22 protein-coding genes are annotated in these 18,630 nt (G+C 65.0%); 9 read left to right on the top strand and 13 right to left on the bottom strand.

The genetic code is table 11. From position 1 onward, the window contains the following. Positions 1 to 8 precede the first annotated feature (8 nt). From GN330_RS19810 to GN330_RS19795, 4 genes are all read left to right on the top strand, one after another. Entirely contained in the window at positions 9 to 1,313 is a 1,305-nt protein-coding gene (locus tag GN330_RS19810) for a cytochrome b (RefSeq protein WP_156714757.1), read from the top strand. Between the two features lie 34 nt (positions 1,314 to 1,347). Beyond that, complete coding sequence (locus GN330_RS19805; RefSeq protein WP_156714755.1) at positions 1,348 to 2,211, top strand: cytochrome c1; 864 nt, start codon at positions 1,348 to 1,350, stop codon at positions 2,209 to 2,211. Positions 2,212 to 2,311: 100 nt separating this feature from the next. Beyond that, positions 2,312 to 2,857, top strand: coding sequence for an adenine phosphoribosyltransferase (locus GN330_RS19800; protein WP_156714753.1), 546 nt, complete (start codon positions 2,312 to 2,314; stop codon positions 2,855 to 2,857). 96 nt (positions 2,858 to 2,953) lie between these two features. Then, positions 2,954 to 3,541, top strand: a complete 588-nt coding sequence (locus GN330_RS19795) for an HD domain-containing protein (protein WP_156714751.1) — start codon at positions 2,954 to 2,956, stop codon at positions 3,539 to 3,541. A gap of 2 nt (positions 3,542 to 3,543) precedes the next feature. Here the strand turns inward: GN330_RS19795 and GN330_RS19790 are convergent, their stop codons facing one another. The 6 genes from GN330_RS19790 to GN330_RS19765 form a co-directional block, all read right to left on the bottom strand. Then, positions 3,544 to 4,011: a MaoC family dehydratase gene (locus GN330_RS19790; RefSeq protein ID WP_156714749.1), complete on the bottom strand. Its 468-nt coding sequence runs from the start codon at positions 4,009 to 4,011 to the stop codon at positions 3,544 to 3,546. Next, positions 4,008 to 4,475 carry a MaoC family dehydratase gene (locus GN330_RS19785; RefSeq protein WP_156714747.1) on the bottom strand — a complete coding sequence of 156 codons (468 nt, stop codon included), beginning with the start codon at positions 4,473 to 4,475 and terminating at the stop codon, positions 4,008 to 4,010. The genes GN330_RS19790 and GN330_RS19785 overlap by 4 nt, the downstream gene beginning before the upstream one ends. 99 nt (positions 4,476 to 4,574) lie before the next feature. After that, on the bottom strand, positions 4,575 to 5,210 hold the full coding sequence (locus tag GN330_RS19780) for a hypothetical protein (RefSeq protein ID WP_156714745.1): 636 nt from the start codon (positions 5,208 to 5,210) through the stop codon (positions 4,575 to 4,577). Between the two features lie 49 nt (positions 5,211 to 5,259). After that, positions 5,260 to 6,363 (bottom strand): redox-regulated ATPase YchF, encoded by a 1,104-nt coding sequence (gene ychF, locus GN330_RS19775; RefSeq protein WP_156714987.1) that lies wholly within the window; start codon positions 6,361 to 6,363, stop codon positions 5,260 to 5,262. Between the two features lie 138 nt (positions 6,364 to 6,501). After that, complete coding sequence (pth, locus tag GN330_RS19770; RefSeq protein ID WP_343040958.1) at positions 6,502 to 7,224, bottom strand: aminoacyl-tRNA hydrolase; 723 nt, start codon at positions 7,222 to 7,224, stop codon at positions 6,502 to 6,504. A gap of 27 nt (positions 7,225 to 7,251) precedes the next feature. Then, on the bottom strand, positions 7,252 to 7,917 hold the full coding sequence (locus GN330_RS19765; RefSeq protein WP_156714744.1) for a 50S ribosomal protein L25/general stress protein Ctc: 666 nt from the start codon (positions 7,915 to 7,917) through the stop codon (positions 7,252 to 7,254). Positions 7,918 to 8,206: 289 nt separating this feature from the next. Between GN330_RS19765 and GN330_RS19760 the strand changes: the two genes are divergently transcribed. Beyond that, positions 8,207 to 8,602 carry a (R)-mandelonitrile lyase gene (locus tag GN330_RS19760; RefSeq protein WP_156714741.1) on the top strand — a complete coding sequence of 132 codons (396 nt, stop codon included), beginning with the start codon at positions 8,207 to 8,209 and terminating at the stop codon, positions 8,600 to 8,602. A gap of 177 nt (positions 8,603 to 8,779) precedes the next feature. Here GN330_RS19760 and GN330_RS23545 read toward each other — a convergent pair whose 3' ends face one another. Beyond that, entirely contained in the window at positions 8,780 to 9,007 is a 228-nt protein-coding gene (locus GN330_RS23545; protein WP_197435254.1) for a DUF1127 domain-containing protein, read from the bottom strand. A gap of 131 nt (positions 9,008 to 9,138) precedes the next feature. On the opposite strand from GN330_RS23545, the gene GN330_RS19750 reads away from it, so the two are divergent. The 3 genes from GN330_RS19750 (at position 9,139) to chrA (ending at position 12,277) form a co-directional block, all read left to right on the top strand. Next, on the top strand, positions 9,139 to 9,987 hold the full coding sequence (locus GN330_RS19750; RefSeq protein ID WP_156714736.1) for a LysR family transcriptional regulator: 849 nt from the start codon (positions 9,139 to 9,141) through the stop codon (positions 9,985 to 9,987). Between the two features lie 137 nt (positions 9,988 to 10,124). Continuing rightward, a complete protein-coding gene (locus GN330_RS19745) occupies positions 10,125 to 10,934 on the top strand; it encodes a chromate resistance protein ChrB domain-containing protein (protein ID WP_156714734.1) in 810 nt (269 codons plus the stop codon). Next, the gene (gene chrA / locus GN330_RS19740; RefSeq protein WP_156714732.1) at positions 10,934 to 12,277 is read left to right on the top strand and encodes a chromate efflux transporter; all 1,344 of its coding nucleotides are present in this window, start codon (positions 10,934 to 10,936) and stop codon (positions 12,275 to 12,277) included. Before GN330_RS19745 ends, chrA begins: the two co-directional genes overlap by 1 nt. Before the next feature lie 12 nt (positions 12,278 to 12,289). On the opposite strand, the gene GN330_RS19735 is transcribed toward chrA, so the two are convergent. The 6 genes from GN330_RS19735 to lgt all read right to left on the bottom strand — a co-directional run bounded on the left by GN330_RS19735 (position 12,290) and on the right by lgt (position 17,994). Further along, complete coding sequence (locus GN330_RS19735) at positions 12,290 to 13,222, bottom strand: ribose-phosphate pyrophosphokinase (RefSeq protein WP_156714730.1); 933 nt, start codon at positions 13,220 to 13,222, stop codon at positions 12,290 to 12,292. 168 nt (positions 13,223 to 13,390) lie between these two features. After that, the gene (locus GN330_RS19730) at positions 13,391 to 13,975 is read right to left on the bottom strand and encodes a hypothetical protein (RefSeq protein ID WP_156714728.1); all 585 of its coding nucleotides are present in this window, start codon (positions 13,973 to 13,975) and stop codon (positions 13,391 to 13,393) included. Between the two features lie 91 nt (positions 13,976 to 14,066). Beyond that, a complete protein-coding gene (locus GN330_RS19725) occupies positions 14,067 to 15,218 on the bottom strand; it encodes a M24 family metallopeptidase (protein WP_156714726.1) in 1,152 nt (383 codons plus the stop codon). Continuing rightward, a complete protein-coding gene (pgeF, locus tag GN330_RS19720) occupies positions 15,218 to 16,006 on the bottom strand; it encodes a peptidoglycan editing factor PgeF (RefSeq protein ID WP_156714723.1) in 789 nt (262 codons plus the stop codon). The genes GN330_RS19725 and pgeF overlap by 1 nt, the downstream gene beginning before the upstream one ends. A gap of 60 nt (positions 16,007 to 16,066) precedes the next feature. Further along, positions 16,067 to 17,155 (bottom strand): class I SAM-dependent methyltransferase, encoded by a 1,089-nt coding sequence (locus tag GN330_RS19715; protein ID WP_156714722.1) that lies wholly within the window; start codon positions 17,153 to 17,155, stop codon positions 16,067 to 16,069. Beyond that, entirely contained in the window at positions 17,152 to 17,994 is an 843-nt protein-coding gene (gene lgt, locus GN330_RS19710) for a prolipoprotein diacylglyceryl transferase (RefSeq protein ID WP_156714983.1), read from the bottom strand. Before lgt ends, GN330_RS19715 begins: the two co-directional genes overlap by 4 nt. Positions 17,995 to 18,211: 217 nt before the next feature. On the opposite strand from lgt, the gene GN330_RS19705 reads away from it, so the two are divergent. After that, complete coding sequence (locus GN330_RS19705; protein ID WP_156714720.1) at positions 18,212 to 18,502, top strand: accessory factor UbiK family protein; 291 nt, start codon at positions 18,212 to 18,214, stop codon at positions 18,500 to 18,502. The last annotated feature ends 128 nt before the right edge of the window (positions 18,503 to 18,630 follow it).

Raw genomic sequence — 18,630 nt, 5'->3', positions numbered from 1 at the left:
AGAGCATCATGGCCGGCGGACATTCCACCTACAAACCCAACACCGCATTCGAACGCTGGATCGACAAGCGTCTGCCGCTGCCGCGGCTGATGTACGATTCCTTCGTCGCCTATCCGGTGCCGCGCAACCTGAACTACGCCTACACGTTCGGCGGCATTCTTTCGATCATGCTGGTGGCGCAGATCCTGACCGGCGTCGTGCTGGCGATGCATTATGCGTCGGATACGGGGCTGGCCTTCAATTCGGTCGAAAAGATCATGCGCGACGTCAATTCCGGCTGGCTGCTGCGCTATCTGCACGCCAACGGTGCGTCGATGTTCTTCGTTGCCGTCTATATCCACATTTTCCGCGGCCTTTATTACGGCTCCTACAAGGCGCCGCGAGAGCTTTTGTGGATCCTGGGCTGCATCATCTATCTCCTGATGATGGCGACCGCCTTCATGGGCTATGTGCTGCCCTGGGGCCAGATGAGCTTCTGGGGCGCGACCGTCATCACCGGTTTCTTCACCGCCATTCCGCTGGTGGGAGAGTGGATCCAGCAGCTGCTGCTTGGCGGTTTCGCGGTCGACAACCCGACGCTCAACCGCTTCTTCTCGCTGCATTACCTGCTGCCCTTCATGATCGCCGGCGTGGTCGTGCTGCATGTGTGGGCGTTGCACGTGACCGGTCAGACCAATCCGACCGGCATCGAGGTCAAGTCGAAGACCGATACGGTGGCCTTCACGCCCTACGCGACCATCAAGGACAGCTTCGCGATGGTGGTGTTCTTCATCGTGTTTGCCTATTTCGTCTTCTACATTCCCAATTTCCTCGGCCACGCGGATAATTACATCCAGGCCGATCCGTTGAAGACGCCGGCCCACATCGTGCCGGAATGGTACTTCCTGCCCTTCTACGCGATCCTCAGGGCGATCACCTTCAACATCGGGCCGATCGATTCCAAGCTCGGCGGCGTACTCGCCATGTTCGGCGCGATCGCGGTCTTGTTCGTGGTGCCGTGGCTCGACACCTCGAAGGTGCGCTCGGCCGTCTACCGTCCGTGGTACCGGCTGTTTTTCTGGGTGTTCGTGCTCGACTCGATCTTTCTGGGTTGGCTCGGCTCGCGTCCGGCGGAAGGCACCTATGTCGTGATGGCGCAGGTGGCGACGCTCTACTACTTCGCCTTCTTCATCGTCATCATGCCAGTGCTCGGCCTGCTTGAAACCCCGCGCAAGCTGCCCGGATCGATCACCGAGGCTGTGCTGGCGCGCAACGCCGGAAGCGCGGCCGCGCTGCCCGATGGGGCGAATGCGGCGCCGGACAAGAATGCCTGAGGCGAGGACCGTGAAGCTTGAAAGGAATTCCCGCATGAAGACCATCCTGAGCGGTTTCGCGGCGCTCGCCTTCGTCTTCGCCGGACTGGCCGGACCGACTTTCGCGGCCGAGGACGCGCACGACCAGGCGGAGCCGACGCATTTCCCGATCAAGAAGCCGAAAGAACTGGACTGGTCGTTTGCCGGCCCATTCGGCACTTACGACAAGGGGCAGCTCCAGCGCGGTCTGAAAGTCTACAAGGAGGTCTGTTCGGCCTGCCATGCGCTCGACCTGGTCTCGTTCCGCACGCTGCACGACCTCGGCTATTCTGAAGCGCAGGTGAAGGCGTTCGCGGCGGAGTACACCGTGCAGGCCGGGCCGGATGCCAGCGGCGACATGTTCGACCGGCCGGCTATCCCGGCCGATTATTTTCCCGCGCCGTTCCCGAACGCGGAGGCAGCCGCGGCCGCCAATGGCGGGGCCGCACCGCCCGATTTTTCGCTGATCGCCAAAGCGCGTGCGGTCGAACGCGGGTTTCCGACTTTCGTGTTCGACGTGTTCACTCAATATGCCGAAGCCGGCCCGGATTATATCCATGCCCTGCTTACCGGTTATGAAGAGACGCCGCCGGAAGGTTTGAACGTGCCGGAAGGCACCTATTACAATCCCTATTTCATCGGCAGCGCGTCGCTGGCCATGGCGCAGCCGCTGTTCGACGACATGGTGACCTATGACGACGGTTCGCCGCAAACCGTCGACCAGTACGCCAAGGACGTGTCGGCGTTTTTGATGTGGGCGGCCGAGCCGCATATGGAAGACCGCAAGAAGACCGGCTTCCGGGTGATCGTCTTCCTGCTCCTGTTCGCGGGGCTGGTCTATCTCACCAAGCGCAAGGTCTGGTCGCGGATCGAGCACTGAGCGGACGGTTTGTCCGCGTGATTTCTGGGAAGGGCGCCTCGAGCGCCCTTTTCTTTTGCCGCGGCTACCGTCAAAACTGTCCTGCAACGGGGCAGGGGCCATGAATATAAGCTTGGAAGAAACGCTTCTCGACGCGATCCGCACGATCCCGGATTATCCGAAACCGGGCATCAAGTTTCGCGACATCACCACCTTGCTCGGCAATGCGCGTGCTTTCCGCCGTGCCGTCGACGAGCTCGTGCATCCCTATGCCGGCACCAAGATCGACAAGATCGCCGGCATCGAGGCGCGGGGTTTCATCCTGGGCGGGGCGATCGCGCACCAGCTTTCGGCGGGCTTCATTCCGATTCGTAAGAAGGGCAAGCTGCCGCACGAGACCGTGCGGGTCGCCTACAGCCTCGAATACGGCATCGACGAGATGGAGATGCACCGCGACGCCGTCGCACCGGGCGAAAAGGTGATGCTGGTCGATGACCTGATCGCCACCGGCGGCACGGCGGAGGGTGCGACCAAGCTTTTGCGGCAGATGGGCGCCGATATCGTGGCTGCCTGTTTCGTTATCGACCTGCCGGAGCTCGGCGGACGGTCCAAGCTCGAAACGCTTGACGTCCCGGTCCGGACCCTGATCTCGTATGACGGGCATTGAACGGCTCTCCGCGTTCGTGCGCACGCTTCCGGCGGGTCGGCGAAATCCCGGGGTCAAACGATTCCATTTAAAGAGGAAGGGTTTTAGCCTGAGGCGATGGAATCACCTGCGCTCCCAGACACCGCCCGCCTTGCCGGGATCATCGCCTTCATCCAGGCTGCGGAACGGCTGAAGGATACGCTGCGCAGCGGCGTGACCAGACAGGGCCGCGCCGAAAGCACGGCCGAACACAGTTGGCGGCTGTGCCTGCTGGCCCTCATGTTCGAGCGCGAGCTGGCCGGTCGCGATCTGCTTCGGCTGCTCAAACTGTGCATCGTCCACGATCTCGGCGAGGCGATTTCCGGCGACGTGCCGGCGATTCACCAGGCCGGCGACGACGGCCGGGCCGAACGCGAACGTGCCGATCTGGAAACGCTGTGCGCGCCGCTGCCGGACGATCTGCGCGCCGAGATGCTGGCCCTTTGGGACGAATACAATGCGGCCACTTCGCCGGAGGCGGCGCTGGCCAAGGGGTTCGACAAGCTGGAGACGATGCTGCAGCACCTGATCGGCCGCAACCCGCCGGATTTCGACTATGCCTTCAATCTCGATTACGGCGTGGCGCAGACCAGCCGCGATCCGCTGCTCAGCCGATTGCGCGCGCTGGTCGATGCCGAAACGCGCCGGCGCGTCGACGGCGGCTGAGCCTACTCGGCCTTCACCAGCGTCAGCGATACGAAACGCATCACCGGCTCGCCGTTCTGGTTGTGGGCCTCGCAGCGGCTCGACAGCAGCCGCCAGCCGGGTTTCGACACCAGTGTGCGGTGGCTTTCGGCGGTGCGGGTAAAGGTGATGGCGTCTCCGACATAGACCGGCTTCAGCCATTTCAGCTCGCGCAGCCCGGCGGCCGGACCGAAGGTGAGGGTGGCGCCGCGTGCCCGTGCCCGTTCGGCCGTGGCCGGAAAGGAGGCGACGTTGTGTTTCATCCACATGGCGGCCGTATGCCAGCCCGAGGCGCATAATTTGCCGAAGACGCTCGCCTTGGCGGCCTCTTCGTCGAGGTGAAAACGCTGCGGGTCGTATTTCGACGCAAACGCCTTGATTTCGTCGGCTTCGAAGACGTGACGACCGAGTGTTATCGTTTCGCCGATGGCCAGTGCCGCGTCGAGCGTCATGCCGGCGCCCCGCCGCCGCGCATCAGGAACATGCCGGTATTGGCCATTTCGCAGACCAGCTCGTCGTTCTGGTTGAACAGCTCGTGCTTGACGGAGACGAAGCCGAGGCCGGGCCGGGAGGTCGATTCGCGCTTGGCCAGCACGGTCGTGCGGCCGCGCACCGTGTCGCCGGCCATCAGCGGGCGGCGAAAATTGACATAGTCGAGCCCGGGCGAACCCTGGGACGTGGAATTGAGCAGGTAGCCGTCGCACATCATGCGCATGAAGATCGAGGCGGTGAACAGGCCGGAGGCTGCGAGCCCGCCGAGCAGGCTGGCCTCGCCGGCAGCCTGGTCGAGATGCATGGGCTGGGGATCGTACTGCGTCGCGAAATCGATCATCTCCTCGGCCAGCACGGCGCGCGGACCGAATTCGATCGTGCCGCCGACCTCGAAATCCTCATAGGCGATCTTTGTGTCCGTCATCGCAAAACCTGTTCAAGTGCGAACGGGTTTTCGCCGGTTTGCGGCCGCTGCGCAAGCGCTATCGCTGCGCGTTCGGTGGGGCCAGAGCGGGCGCCGGCGTCATCCGTGATGGGTGAGGTAGAAAAAGGCCGGTACGGCGACATAAAGTCCGAGCACGACCAGCAATCCGGCACGCAGCGGCAGCGCGCGGTAGCGCCGGAAAAGCACGACAATCAGCGCGACGCCGAGCGCGGCCTCGAACAGGCCGAACCAGTTGCCGTAGTAGTCCGGATCCCAATACGACACCGGCGAACGGAAGCGCCAGTCCGACAGCGGCCAGAGATGCATGTGCGCGTCGGCGCGATGGGTGAGGAAATCGATCAGCGAATGCAGCAGGGCGGAGGCCGAAAACGCGAAGACGAGCGCCGCGGCGCCGGCCGTTTCGCTATCGGGCGCGGGAGAGGGCGCCGGGGGCTGGCCGGCGCGGCGCCGGACGATCACCAGCGCGGAGCCGATCGTGAGCGCGCCCCACAGGAGAAAATTGTGCCCGATCGCATTGGCGATCTGCCACCACGGTTCCCAGTACAGGCGATCGAAGATGTCGGAAACCGAATAGCCGAGCAGGCCAAGCACGGCCACGATCGTGTACATCGGCAGGTCGGGCAGGATGCCGCCGGCGGCCCCCGCCCAGGCCAGACGTGGCAGGGGACGGCCGAAAAACGCGGCGCCCATCAGGACATGGGACTGGGTGTTCATCGCGGGTCAAGTTGGACCAGCGGCCGGGCGGCGTAAAGTGTGCGGCCACTCACGTGTTGAACTTGAACAGCATCACGTCGCCGTCCTGGACGACATATTCCTTGCCCTCGTCGCGGGCCTTGCCGGCTTCCTTGGCGGCGGTCTCGCCACCGAGGCCGACATAGTCGTCATAGGCGATCGTCTGGGCGCGGATGAAACCGCGCTCGAAATCGGTGTGGATGACGCCGGCGGCCTGCGGCGCCTTCGCGCCCTTCATCACGGTCCAGGCCCGGGTTTCCTTCGGGCCGGCGGTGAAGAAGGTGATCAGGTCGAGCAGCGCATAACCCTCGCGGATCAGCCGGTCGAGGCCCGGCTCCTCGAGCCCCATCGCCTGGAGATATTCCGCTGCTTCCGCGTCCGGCAGCTGGGCGACCTCGGCCTCGATCGCGGCCGAGATGACCACGGCGCGGGCACCTTGCGCGGCGGCCATGGTCTCGACCGCCGCACTGGCCGCGTTGCCGGTCGCCGCGTCGCCCTCGGCGACGTTGCACACGTAAAGCACGGGCTTGGACGTCAGAAGGTTCAGAGTCTGGAGGATGCGCAAATCCTCCGCCGCGATGCCGGACAAGAGCAGGCGCGCCGGCTTGCCGTCCTGGAGCAGGGCGAGCGCCTTTTCCATCATCGGCAGCGCCGCGATGGCTTCCTTCTCCTTGCCGGTGGCGCGTTTGCGGGTCTGGACGATGCGCCGTTCCAGGCTGTCCAGGTCGGCGAGCATCAGTTCGGTCTCGACCGTCTCGGCATCGGCGACGGGATCGATGCGGCCTTCGACATGGGTGATGTCGTCATCCTCGAAGCAACGCAGCACATGCACGATGGCGTCGACTTCGCGGATATTGGCGAGGAACTGGTTGCCGAGTCCCTCGCCCTTCGACGCGCCGCGCACGAGGCCGGCAATGTCGACGAACGATATCCGGGTCGGGATCAGCTCCTTCGAGCCCGCGATGCGGGCAATCGGGGCCATTCGCGGATCGGGCACCGCCACCTCGCCGGTGTTCGGCTCGATCGTGCAGAAGGGATAGTTCGCTGCCTGCGCGGCCGCGGTCTTGGTCAGGGCGTTGAAAAGCGTCGACTTGCCAACGTTGGGCAGGCCGACAATGCCGCATTTGAAACCCATGGTGCAGAGGTCCTGTGCCAGAAATCGCCCCGGCGTATGGGCGAAAGGATTGATGATCGTCAAGGTCTTTCCGCCTGGCGGGCGTAGCACCCGCCGGTGGTGCCGAAAGCGCGCGGCGCAGGCTATGTGCCGGTCGTCCTATTTGCCGAACAGTTTTTTCAACATCGCCGCCATCGGTCCGCTTTCGGGCAGTGGCGTTGTCGGGGTTTGGGGGCGGGCCTGGCGGATATGGCTTTGGCCCTTCGCCTGAGGCTTGTTGACGGTCGCGGCTGCCGGGCGGCCCGGTTTCGCCGCGCCGGGCACCGCCAGGCTGACCTTGTTCATGAAGCCATTATCGTCGCCTTTGACGAGCAGGGCGGCGCTGTCGGCCGTGGCGTCGAGCAGCGGTTCGAGCCAGGTCCGGTCCGCCTTTGCAAAGTCGCCGAGTACGTGATTGTGGACCAGTGCCTTATCGCCCGGATGGCCGATGCCGATGCGCACGCGCCGATAATCCTTGCCGCAATGAGCGTCGATCGACTTGATGCCGTTATGGCCGCCGGACCCGCCGCCAATCTTGATCCTGACCTTGCCGGGGGCGAGATCGAGTTCGTCGTAGAAGACGACCAGGTCGGCGGGCGAAAGCTTGTAGAAGCGCAGCGCCTCGCCGATTGCCTGGCCGGACAGGTTCATGAAGGTCTGCGGCTTGACCAGCAGCACCTTGTCATCCCCCAGCCGGCCCTCGGCGATCTCGGCCTTGAACTTTTTCGACCAGGGCGAAAAGGAATGGCGGCGGGCTATCGCGTCCGCCGCCATGAACCCGACATTGTGCCGTTGGTTCTCGTATTTCGGGCCGGGATTGCCGAGGCCAGCAAAGATCAACACTGCTCGCACGCTCCCGGCAGGCCGGGCCTATTCCGCCTCGTTCTCGCCTTCGCCGTCGGTGCTCTCTTCGCCGACGATCTCGGTCTCGGGTGCCTCGGGCGCTTCCGCGTCCTCTTCCGACTTCAGGCCGGCGGGGGCCGCGATCGTGGCGATGGTGAAATCGCGATCGGTGATCGTCGGCTTGACGCCCTCCGGCAGCTTGACGGCCGAAATGTGGACGGAATCGCCAAGTTCGAGACCGGTCAGGTCGACGGTGATGGCATCGGGGATCGCGTTCGCCGGACAGGTGAATTCGATGTCGTGCCGCACGATGTTGAGCACGCCGCCGCGGCGGATGCCGGGTGATTCGTCCTCGTTTTCGAAGTGGACCGGGATGTTGACGGTGACGATCGTGCCCTTGCCGACCCGCAAGAAGTCGACATGCATGGTGAAATCACGCACCGGGTCGAGCTGGTAGTCTTTGGGCAGGACCTGGATCTTCTTGCCGTCGACGTTGATCGTGGCGATCGTGGTCATGAACCCGCCGGAGGTGATGCGCAGATGCACTTCCTTGTAGGGCAGGGTGATGGGCAGCGGGGGCTGCTTTTCGCCGTAGATGACGGCGGGAATCTTACCGTTGCGCCGAATTTCGCGGGCGGACCCCTTACCGACCCGTTCGCGCGCCTCGGCCGTGAGCTCGTAGCTCTCGCTCATGGCTTTTCCTTTCGCGTTGCTGGAGCGTTCACGGTTGGCTGGGCCAGTCCCGTAAACGTCGAAAGCCGCCGGTCGGGCGGCCTTCCGCCGCGGTGCCTCCAAGGGTGTCTACGCGGGTGGCGGTGCTATAGGCGAACACGTCGCAAAAGGCAAGAAGCCCGCCGGCGCTGCGGGAGGCAATCCGGCGCGGCCTTGAGCGGCGGGACCCTCGTGGAGACGCCGCGGCTTGACGGGGCGGTCGCTTGGGCTCCAAATCCGGGCGACCCCTTTGGGAGGCAGGAGACGAGCGATGAAACATTTCTCTGGCGGTTCGCGGCCCTCGCGACGCGCGCCCAGTGACTGGTTCACCGGCACTGTGTGGCAGGACCCGATCGTGGAGGCGCCGGCACCGGCGCGGCTGCGCGCGCTCGTCGTGCATTTCGAGCCCGGCGCGCGCACCAACTGGCACACGCATCCACTCGGCCAGACCCTTCATGTCGTTGCGGGGTCCGGGCGGGCGCAGAGCGAGGGCGGGCCGATCGTCGCGCTGAGACCCGGCGATACGCTATGGATCGCCCCCGGGGAGCGGCATTGGCATGGCGCAGGGCCGGAGACGAATATGACCCACATTGCCATGCAGGAGGCGCTCGACGGCGAGACGGTGGCATGGCAGGAACCGGTGGTCGATGCCGACTACGATCCGTGAGCAAACAAAAAAGACCCGCCGGCCCGAAAACCGGCGGGGAGTGAGGAGAGTGCGATCTCCGAAAACTGTGCGATTGTCAGACCCTGATGACGCTTCGCTGCGCCACGGTCAGCATCGGTCTTTCGCTGCGGCCTGATCCGTTCCGCGCATCGGTATTTTGTTGTTGGCAGGCAAGTTTCAAAGCTGCCAGAGCCGGCGCTGCCGCGCCAGATCGTCGAATACGACCGCGTCCTGCCCCTGAAGCTCGGCGCGGCTGATGCCGATATCGTGCAACAGCCGGTCGTCGTGTTTTGCCAGAAGCGCGCGCGTCGGTGCGTCGAGTTTGGGCGCAGCCGGTACGCCGGGCGTTTTCATGCGCCGTGCGAACCAACCATTCCCTGTCTGAAAGTCGAATGTGAGGGCCATGGCGACCACCTCATGCGTTGAATTGCCCATGAGATAGGTGCAGCCTTGACATGTTTCAAACGAATTGCAGTTATGTCTGACATCAACATAATTTATGAAGGAACGAGGCGATTCAACTCGACAGCGATCAGTTGCGCACATTCGTGGCCGTGGCCGACACCGGAAACTTCACTTATGCAGCCGACCGTATCGGCAGGACCCAGTCGGCCGTGAGCATGCAGGTCAAGCGGCTCGAGGAAACGGTCGGGGAACAATTGTTCGAACGCGGTTCGCGCGGCGTCGCCATGACCCGCAAGGGCGAACAGCTTCTGCCCTACGCGCGCCGTGTTGTTGCTTTGCTGGAGGAGACCGAGGCCTCGTTCCGCGCGCCGTCGCTGAGCGGTCGTGTGCGCATCGGCGTGCCGGAAGAATACGGATATTCAGTGTTGTCGCTGGCGCTTGGAAGTTTTGCGCGCATTCACCCGAAAGTGGATATCACCGCCCATTACGGGCCTTCGGACCGCAATTTGACCGCGCTCAAGGCCAACCAGCTCGATCTCGCCATTGTCTTTGAGTGGGAGGATAATCCGAGCGGCGAGACGTTGCGGATCGACCCGACCGTGTGGGTGACCTCCGACGAGCATAATCAGCACCTGGAACGCCCACTGCCGATCGCGCTGTATGAATCCAGCGGCTGGTGCACCGAATTTGCCATGCGCTCGCTCCAACAGCGCCGGCGTGATTATCGCGTCGCCTATCGCAGCGACACCAGCGGCGGGTTGAAGCTTGCCGTCGCCTCGGGCCTGGCGATCGCACCGATCTCGCGCAGCAACATTCCGCAGGGATGCCGCGAACTCGGCCCGGCGGAAGGATTCGGCGACATCGACACCTCGCGCGTGGTGCTCTACCGCAATCCACGCTCCAACGGGGCCGCGGTCGACGGGATGGTGGATGCCGTACGCGAGGCGTTCCGCGACGGGGGCGCTTCAAACCCGGAATGAAGGCGGGCTGTTCGGGGATTGCGCTTGAAACACCCGCTTGCCTGGCATAGCCTGCCGGGTACGGGGGCATGGGTGGACTCCCCGTTGAGGCTTCGGCCCAAGCTCCGCCTTCGCAGGCTTTTTGCGGAGGATATCCCATGCCTCGAAGATTTTCGTGCAGTGACCTGATCGCCCTCACCGGTACGGGCGCCTGGCCGGTCGTGATCGACGTGCGTCGTGAGCAGGCCTACCGTGAAAGCGGCCGGCGGATCGCCGGTTCGATCAAACGCGATGCCGGCGACGCGGCGGCCCGTCTACCGGCCCTGGGCGCCAGCCGACGCGTGGTCGTCTATTGCGCCCACGGACACAATGTCAGCGAAATCGCGGCCGCTGCGCTTGCCGTCGCCGGAGTCGAGGTCGCCGTGCTCGAGGGCGGTTTCGACGCCTATGTACGGGCCGGCGGGGTAACAGTCGCCAATGATGTCGACGGTGTCGATGTGTCGGGCCGTGTCAGCGTATGGGTGACCCGCGAACGGCCCAAGATCGACCGCATCGCCTGCCCCTGGCTGATCCGCCGTTTTGTCGACCCTCAGGCCGTGTTTCATTTCGTGGCGGCCGAATGGGTCGGCGACGTGGCCGGCGAAATCGGCGCCATTCCCTACGACGTCGCCGACGTCCCTTATTCGCATCGCGGCGAGCGTTGCACATTCGACACGATGATCGCGGCGTTCGGTCTTGCCGACGCGGCGCTTGACCACCTTGCGCGCATTGTCCGTGGCGCGGATACGGCCATGCTCGACCTGGAACCCGAGGCGGCGGGGTTGCTTGCCCTGTCGCTTGGGCTGTCGGCGACGGAACCCGACGATCTGGTCCAGCTCGAGAAGGGCATGATCATCTATGACGCGCTTTACGGCTGGTGCCGCCACGCCGCCGGTGAAACCCATAATTGGCCGGCGAGGATGGCGTGATGGCGATCCAGTCGGACCGCCCGGCCTCGTCGCCGAGCCTTGCCGAGGCGACCGCGACCTTCGCGCGCATCGGCCTCTTGTCCTTCGGCGGGCCCGCCGGGCAGATCGCACTGATGCATCGCATCCTGGTCGAGGAGAAGAAATGGCTCGACGAGGCGCGGTTCCTGCATGCGCTCAACTATTGCATGCTGCTTCCGGGCCCCGAGGCGATGCAGCTTGCCACCTATGCCGGCTGGCTGGGGCACGGGGTGCGCGGCGGACTGATCGCGGGGCTCTTATTCGTTCTGCCCGGCGCGCTGGTCATCACCGCCTTGTCGGCGGCCTATCTCGTCGCCGGCGACGTGCCGCTCGTCCAGGGGCTGCTGTTCGGTCTCAAGGCGGCGGTGCTCGCTGTGGTTCTGGAAGCGCTGATCAGAGTGTCGAGACGGGCTATCAAGGGGCCGCTGATGGCCCTGATCGCGCTTGCCGCCTTCGTCGGCATCGCCTTCTTGAAAATCCCGTTTCCGCTGATCATCGTCCTGGCCGCTGCCGCCGGAGCGGCCCTGCATCTTGCTGGCGGCAAGGTCGGGGGGCGAGGGACGGCGGGTATGCCGGAGGCGGACGTGACGGTGCCCGAATGGGCGCGACCCAGCGCGCGCCGGCTCCTCGCCACTATCGTCACCTGGCTTGCGATCTGGTTCGGCCCGCTGCTTGCGATCGCGGCCGTGGCGGGCGGCGCGCATGTCTATGCCCAGGAGGCCGGCTTCTTTTCCAAGATGGCCACCGTCACCTTCGGCGGCGCCTATGCCGTGCTCGCCTATGTCGCCCAGCAGGCGGTCGAGGTGCACGGCTGGTTGCGGCCGGACGAGATGCTGACCGGGCTCGGCCTGGCGGAAACCACACCGGGGCCGCTGATCCTGGTTCTGGTCTTCGTCGGCTTCCTCGGCGGGGCGCGGCTGTCGGGACTGGAGCCCCTGGCGGGCGGGCTTGGCGGCGCGCTGGTGACGTTGTGGTTCACCTTCGTGCCCTGCTTTTTGTGGATATTCGCCGGCGCGCCTTATGTGGAAACGGTACGCGCGGTGCGCTGGTTGGCGCGCGCGCTCGAGGCGGTGACGGCCGCCGTGGTCGGCGTCATCGCCAACCTCGCGCTGTGGTTTTCGCTGCACGTGTTGTTTGCGACCGTCGGGCAGGCGCGGTTCGGCCCGTTCGAATGGCCGGTGCCCGATCCGGTGGGGTTCAATCCCCTTGCGGCGGCGATCGCGCTTGCCGCCGCCCTGGCCCTGATCTGGCTGCGGGCCAACATGATCGTGGTCTTGGGGCTTGCCGCGCTGGCCGGAATGGCAGTCCGGCTTGTCGCCGTCTAGCGTGAACCTGCGTCAGTCGAACAGGCTGGAGACCGATTCCTCGCTCGCCGTGCGCGAGATCGCCTCGCCGATCAGGTCTGCGATCGTCACGACGCGGACATTATGCGCGGCCTGGACGCCGGACGTCGGCTGGATCGAATCGGTGATCACGAGTTCCTTGAGCCGGGAGCCGGCGATGCGGGCCACCGCCCCGCCCGAAAGCACGCCATGGGTGATGTAGGCGGTGACGCTGGTGGCGCCATTGCCCAACAGCGCGTCGGCGGCGTTGCACAAAGTGCCGCCCGAATCGACGATGTCGTCGATCAGCAGGCAGTCCTTGCCGCGCACGTCGCCGATCACGTTCATCACTTCCGATTCGCCGGGCCGCTCGCGACGCTTGTCGACGATGGCGAGCGGCGCGTCGATGCGCTTGGCGAGCGCACGGGCGCGCACCACGCCGCCGACATCGGGCGACACAACCATGACGTTGGCGAGGTCGTAATGCGCCTTGACGTCGCGCGCCAGCACCGGCACGGCGAACAGATTGTCGGTCGGTATGTCGAAAAAACCCTGGATCTGGCCGGCATGCAGGTCGAGGGTGAGCACCCTGTCGGCGCCGGCCCGGGTGATCAGGTTGGCGACCAGCTTGGCCGAGATCGGCGTGCGGCCGGAGGCGCGGCGGTCTTGCCTGGCATAGCCGAAATAGGGGATAACGGCGGTGATACGGCGCGCCGAGGAACGGCGGAACGCATCGATCATGATGAGCATTTCCATCAGATGATCGTTGGCCGGATAGGACGTCGATTGCAGCGCGAAGACATCCTCGCCGCGTACGTTCTCCTGGATCTCGACGAATATTTCCTGATCCGCGAAGCGCCTGACGCTTGCTTTTCCGAGCGGCGTGTTCAGGTATCGGGCGACGGCCTCGGCCAGCACCCGATTGGAATTGCCCGCGAAAAGTTTCATGCAGCGTCCCCGGCGGTCGGCAAGGTATGTAGGCGGCTTTTAGCGATCAGCGGCGCTATTGCAAGCGCACGCGGCAGGATTCTCGGGCTAATCCAAAGAAAGGGTTTCCATCCGACCGAGATCGCCAACCTGGCGAAACGGCGGCACGCCATGGCGGGGCCGGAAGAACTACCCGTCGCGGCTCGAAAGCCAGCCCGACAATTCGTCGATGGTGCGCTCGGCGATGGTTTCCATCGTGGCCGCCGGCACGGCCGACCAGGGATCGGGCGCGACCGAGCCGACCTTTTCCTGGCCTTGGATGCGGTGCAGGCGGTTTCCGGCCGGATCGAGCACGTCCCACACGAAGATCACCATCGTCTCGCGCCCTTCGGTGATGGCGGAGAAATAGCCTTTTACCAGATGGGTGGGCGGATTGGCGCCGCCAGGTGTGATTGCAAGCCCACGCTGGCTCGCGCGTTGCGAAATGCGCTGTGCCAGCGGCGTGGCGGCCTGAACCGTCGCGCCGACAACGGGTGCGAATTGCAGCCGCACATCGGCCTGCGCCAGATTGGCGGTTTGCGGCGGGATGGTGCCGGCCGCGCCCGGCGCGGCGACGCCGTTGGCCGTCTCCTGCGGGGCGAGCGCATTCACCGTGCCGGCCCGCTTGTCGGTCCCGGCTTTCGCGGGGTCGAGCGTGGCCTCGGTGCTGTTGCAGGCCGCCAGGAGCGCGCATAGAAGCAGGCAGCATCCAACGCGCGTCGTCGTCTGGCGCATCTTCCCTGGCTCTCCCGTCGTTTGGCTTCGTGTAAGTTTAACGTCTTTCACATTGCGATTGAACAGTGAAAGACGCCGGCCAAGGCGGCATTCAACGCACGATCAAGTCGAGGTCGTGGCGTGACAGCGACTTGGGCGCGCCGTCGGTGGTCAGATAGGTCCGGCCCAGCGTCATCGCGGTTTCGGTGTCGGAATCCATGATGATCATGTGTGCGAACAGCGTCATGTCGGGCGCGATCGGTTCGGGATTGGCGGCGTAGAACATCGGCCTGTCCATCCATGAGGGGGTGAAGCGCGCGCCAAGCGAATAGCCGCAGGCATTGAGCCTGTGGCGGGTCAGGCCGTGGCTTTCCATCACTCGCGCATGGGCGTCGAACACATCGCCGAAGGTCTTGCCCGGCACCATCGCTTCCTCGACGGCCGCCATGGCGTCGCGGGCGGCGTCGAACAGTTCCTGCTGGCGTTTGGAGACCTTGCCGAGCACGACCGTGCGCATCATCGCGGCGTGGTAGTGGTGGAAGACGCCGGCCCATTCCAGTGTGAGCTGGTCGTTCTTGCGCAATTTGCGACGGCCGGCCTTGTAACGGCACAGGAGCGCGTCCGGCCCCGAGCCGATGATGAATTCATTGGCCGGATAATCGCCCCCGCCGGCGAAGATGGCGCCTTGCATGGCGGCCAGGATCTTGCCTTCGTCGCCGCCTTGCTTGATCAGCGGCAACGCCGCGTCAAGGGCGTCGTCGGCGAGTTGCGCCGCTTTGGTCGCCTTGGCGATCTCTGCCGGGCTCTTGAACAGGCGCAGGCGGCCGACCAGGCCGGAGGCATCCGCGATCTTGCCGAATGTCCGCAATTGTTCGTCGAGCCGGCGGCCTTCGAAGGCGGTCAGGCCGTGTGTGTCGTATTCGACGCCGATCTGGCATCCCAGTAGATCCAGGTCGTTCAGAAGGTTGCGCAAATCGACGGTCGGATCGGCGCCGTCGCGATCCGTCCACACGCGGATGTCCTCGATGATCGAGGTGTGGCGCGCCTGGCGCAGATCGGCCGAACGCGTCAGAAGCACCATCTGCCCATCGGCCTTCACCACCAGGCATTGAAAGAAGCAAAAGCCGAACGTGTCGTAGCCTGTCAACCAGTACATGCTTTCCTGCGCGAACAGCAGCATGGCGTCGAGCTTGCGATCGGCCATCTCGATCAGCAGGCGGTCTTTGCGCGCGTCGAATTCGGAGCGCTCGAAATGCAATGCCATCACTTCTCCTCCAGGACGATTGCCGAGATCTGACGGCCGTAGTCGGCTTCTTTGCGATGCGTGGTGCGGCGGTAGGAAAAGAAAAGGTTCTCTTCCGCGTAGGTGCAACGGGTTAGCTGCGAGACTTGTGCGCCGGTCTTGCCGAGCCGGTCGAGCGTATAGGCGTTGAGATCGAACATGGCATGACCAGGATGCGTCGACGCGGTGAAATACCGGTCGTTGGCCGGATCGGCAAGCGTGAAACGGGCGACGAACTCGGGGCCGACCTCGTAATTCGCCTGGCTGATCGCCGGGCCGAGCACGGCAACGATGCGTTCGGCGCGCGCGCCAAGCTCCACCATCGCCGCAATCGTGGCTTCCAGCACGCCGTGCAACGCGCCCTGCCAGCCGGCATGGGCGGCGCCGATCACGCCGGCGTAGCGGTCGGCGAAAAGCACCGGGCCGCAATCTGCGGTCAGGATGCCGATCGCCAGGCCCGGCCTGGCCGTGATCACGCCGTCGGCCCGCGGCCGTTCGGTGCCGAACGGTGCGTCGGCGACGACGATATCGGGCGAGTGGATTTGATGCGGCGTGCACAGATTCGCGGCCGGCACGCCAAGCCATGCCGTCACGCGGGCTCGGTTTTCGAGCACGGTCTGGCGGTCGTCATGCGAGCCGAGGCCGACATTGAGACCTCGGTAAAGTCCCATTGAGGCGCCGCCCGCGCGGGTGAAAAAACCGTGGCGAATCCCCTCAAGCCCGTCAAGCGCCGGGGATCGCAGAGGCTCCGGCCTCAATTCGTTCAGCATCGTGCGTCTTGCCATTGGTTGCCGCGGCGGCGCGGATCGTGGGGCAGGGACATGGCCAAGTCAATCCGCCGCCGGGAACGGATGCACGTCCAGGTGGTGCGGCAACAGCGCCAGGACCTTGAACAGTTCCCCCATCTGGTCGGCGCCGGCGAGCCGCTCGGCTTCGGAGGTAAGCCTTTCGCGCAGCGCCGCGTCGCCGGCCGCGCCCAGCCGTCCGGCCCGCTCGGCAAGGCCCATCGCGAGCAGGAAGGCGCCTTGCGTCATGGTATGGGCCGCCAGCCCGCGTGCTTGCGCTGCCGCTGACAGTGCGGCGAAGTCGACATGGCTCGTCAAATCCGCCTCGCCCGGCGTTTCGAAGACGTCGCAATGGTCGTGGCCGCGCACGGCCTGCAGCGTATCCCCGAGACCTGGCTCCAGATGGCCATAGTCGAAAAACAGCGCCGCCCCGCCATGTCGGGCGATCCGGTCGGCGACGGTTTCGAGCAGGGCCGTGCGGGCGGGCGCGATCTCGAACACCGCGCCGTCCCCGGCGTCGGCGGCCTGGCGCGGCAAGAGACGTTCGTCGAGCGCGTCGAGGCCTGTGGCGAACCGAAACGCGCCGGCCTCGTCGAGTGAAACGACACGCTCGCGCCAGACGTCGCCCGACTTGACGAACTGGCGTATCGGGATGGCGTCGAAAATCTCGTTGCCGACGAAGAAGACGGGCCTGTCGGGCAGCGCCTCGACCGAGGCCGGCCAGGATACCGGCATGCCGGTCGCCGCCAGCATGCGCCTTTGAACGTCAGCCAGGCGGGGGCTTGTCTCGATCAGGGCAAGGTCGCAGGTGGCGGCGAATTGCGGATCGATCCTACCCAAGGTGCGCGCCATGTCGGCGGCGAGCGTGCCGCGGCCGGGACCGATTTCGGCGATCGTCACGGGCAGCGGGGTTCCGCTCGCACGGCAGGCCGAATAAAGCCATACGGCGACGAGCTCGCCGAACATCTGGCTGATGTCCGGTGCGGTGATGAAGTCGCCCCCGGCGCCGAACGGCTCGCGGGTGGTGTAATAGCCGTGTTGGGGATCGAACAGGCACAGCGCCATATAATCGGCTACGCCGAGCGGACCGGCCTGACGGATCAGGCCGGCGATGTTTTCGGCCAGCCGGTTCATGCTTTTTCGGCGCGCGGCGCTTGCGGGCGGGCGCGGGCGAACACCCATAGGCCAATCAGCACCATCGGCACGGACAAAACCATGCCCATGGTCAGCCAGCCGCCGGCGAGATAGCCGATATGGGCGTCGGGCTCGCGGAAGAATTCCACGATGATGCGCGAGATGCCGTAACCGGCGACGAAGGCGCCGGCGACCCGGCCCGGCGCGCGCAAAGCGCCGAAGCGGTGGGTGAGCACGCGCAGGACGAAGAACAGGATCAGCCCCTCAAGGGCGGCCTCGTAGAGCTGGCTCGGGTGGCGCGGCTCCGGCCCGCCATTGGGAAACACGAAGGCCCAGGGTACGTCGCTGGTACGACCCCACAACTCGGAATTGACGAAATTGGTGACCCTGACCAGGCCGAGGCCGACCGGCACGCCGGCCGAGATCACGTCGAAAAGCCGCCATGTGGCGATGCCGCGCGAGCGCGCGAACAGGATCATGGCGAGCGTGGTGCCTAAAAAGCCGCCGTGAAAGGACATGCCGCCCTGCCAGACCGCCAGAATCGCCAGCGGATTGTCGAGATAGCGGGCGAAGTCGTAGAACAGGATATAGCCGATGCGCCCGCCGAGTACGACGCCGGCCGCCGCCCAAACCACGAAGTCGTCGAGGTCTTGCGGCCGCATGGGCGGGTCGCCGGGCGTCCACAGACGCTGATTGGCGATAAGGCGCTTGCCATACCACCAGGCAAACAGGATGCCGACGACGTAAGCGAGCCCGTACCAGCGGATCGCCAGCGGGCCGATTTCAATCAGTACCGGGTCGATCTGCGGAAACGGCAGCGCCGCGACGGGCAGGATCATGAGGTCTGGCACGGCAAAATCCGCTGGGGCCGGGGCCCGTTCATCCGGGTGAAACGGCGCGAAAATGGGGGAGCGGCCCGGCAAGGTCAAGTCGACGCATCCGCGCGCCGTTGGGGCCAACGCTCTTGCAATCGCGCGGCGACGCCCCTAATTGCGGACTGCGCGCTTGTCGGTCAGCCTGTCTGGCCGAGGCGCCGAAGTTCGCGAGGCAGCGCCCATGAGCAACGGACCGAACCGCATTCTCGACGATTTCGCCAAGCTGCTTACCGACGCGGCGGGTGCCGCGCAGGGCGTGCGCAACGAGGTCGAAACGGCGTTTCGTGCCCAGGCCGAACGGATCCTCAACTCGATGGATGTGGTCCAGCGCGAGGAATTCGAGGCGGTGCGCGAAATGGCGATCAAGGCACGCGCGGAAAACAAGAAGCTTGCGGCGCGACTGGTCGAGATCGAGGCGTCGCTGGCGCAGTCCGGCAAGAAATCGTCCAGAAAAACCGCGTCCGACTCTTAAGTCGCGATTTTTTTCTGACGATTGTCCACAGGCTTCGGACGCAAAAAAAAGCTTCGCGCAGAATCCCTTACGCTGCAACGGTCTCAGCCGGCAAATAATCTATCCACATGCCGGTGCGGACTGCGGGA

The sequence above is a fragment of the Nitratireductor arenosus genome (genome assembly GCF_009742725.1).
Taxonomy (GTDB): Bacteria; Pseudomonadota; Alphaproteobacteria; order Rhizobiales; family Rhizobiaceae; genus Mangrovimarina; species Mangrovimarina arenosa.
The sequence above is the reverse complement of the archived record's forward strand: the minus strand, read 5'-3'. Positions and strand labels throughout refer to the sequence as shown.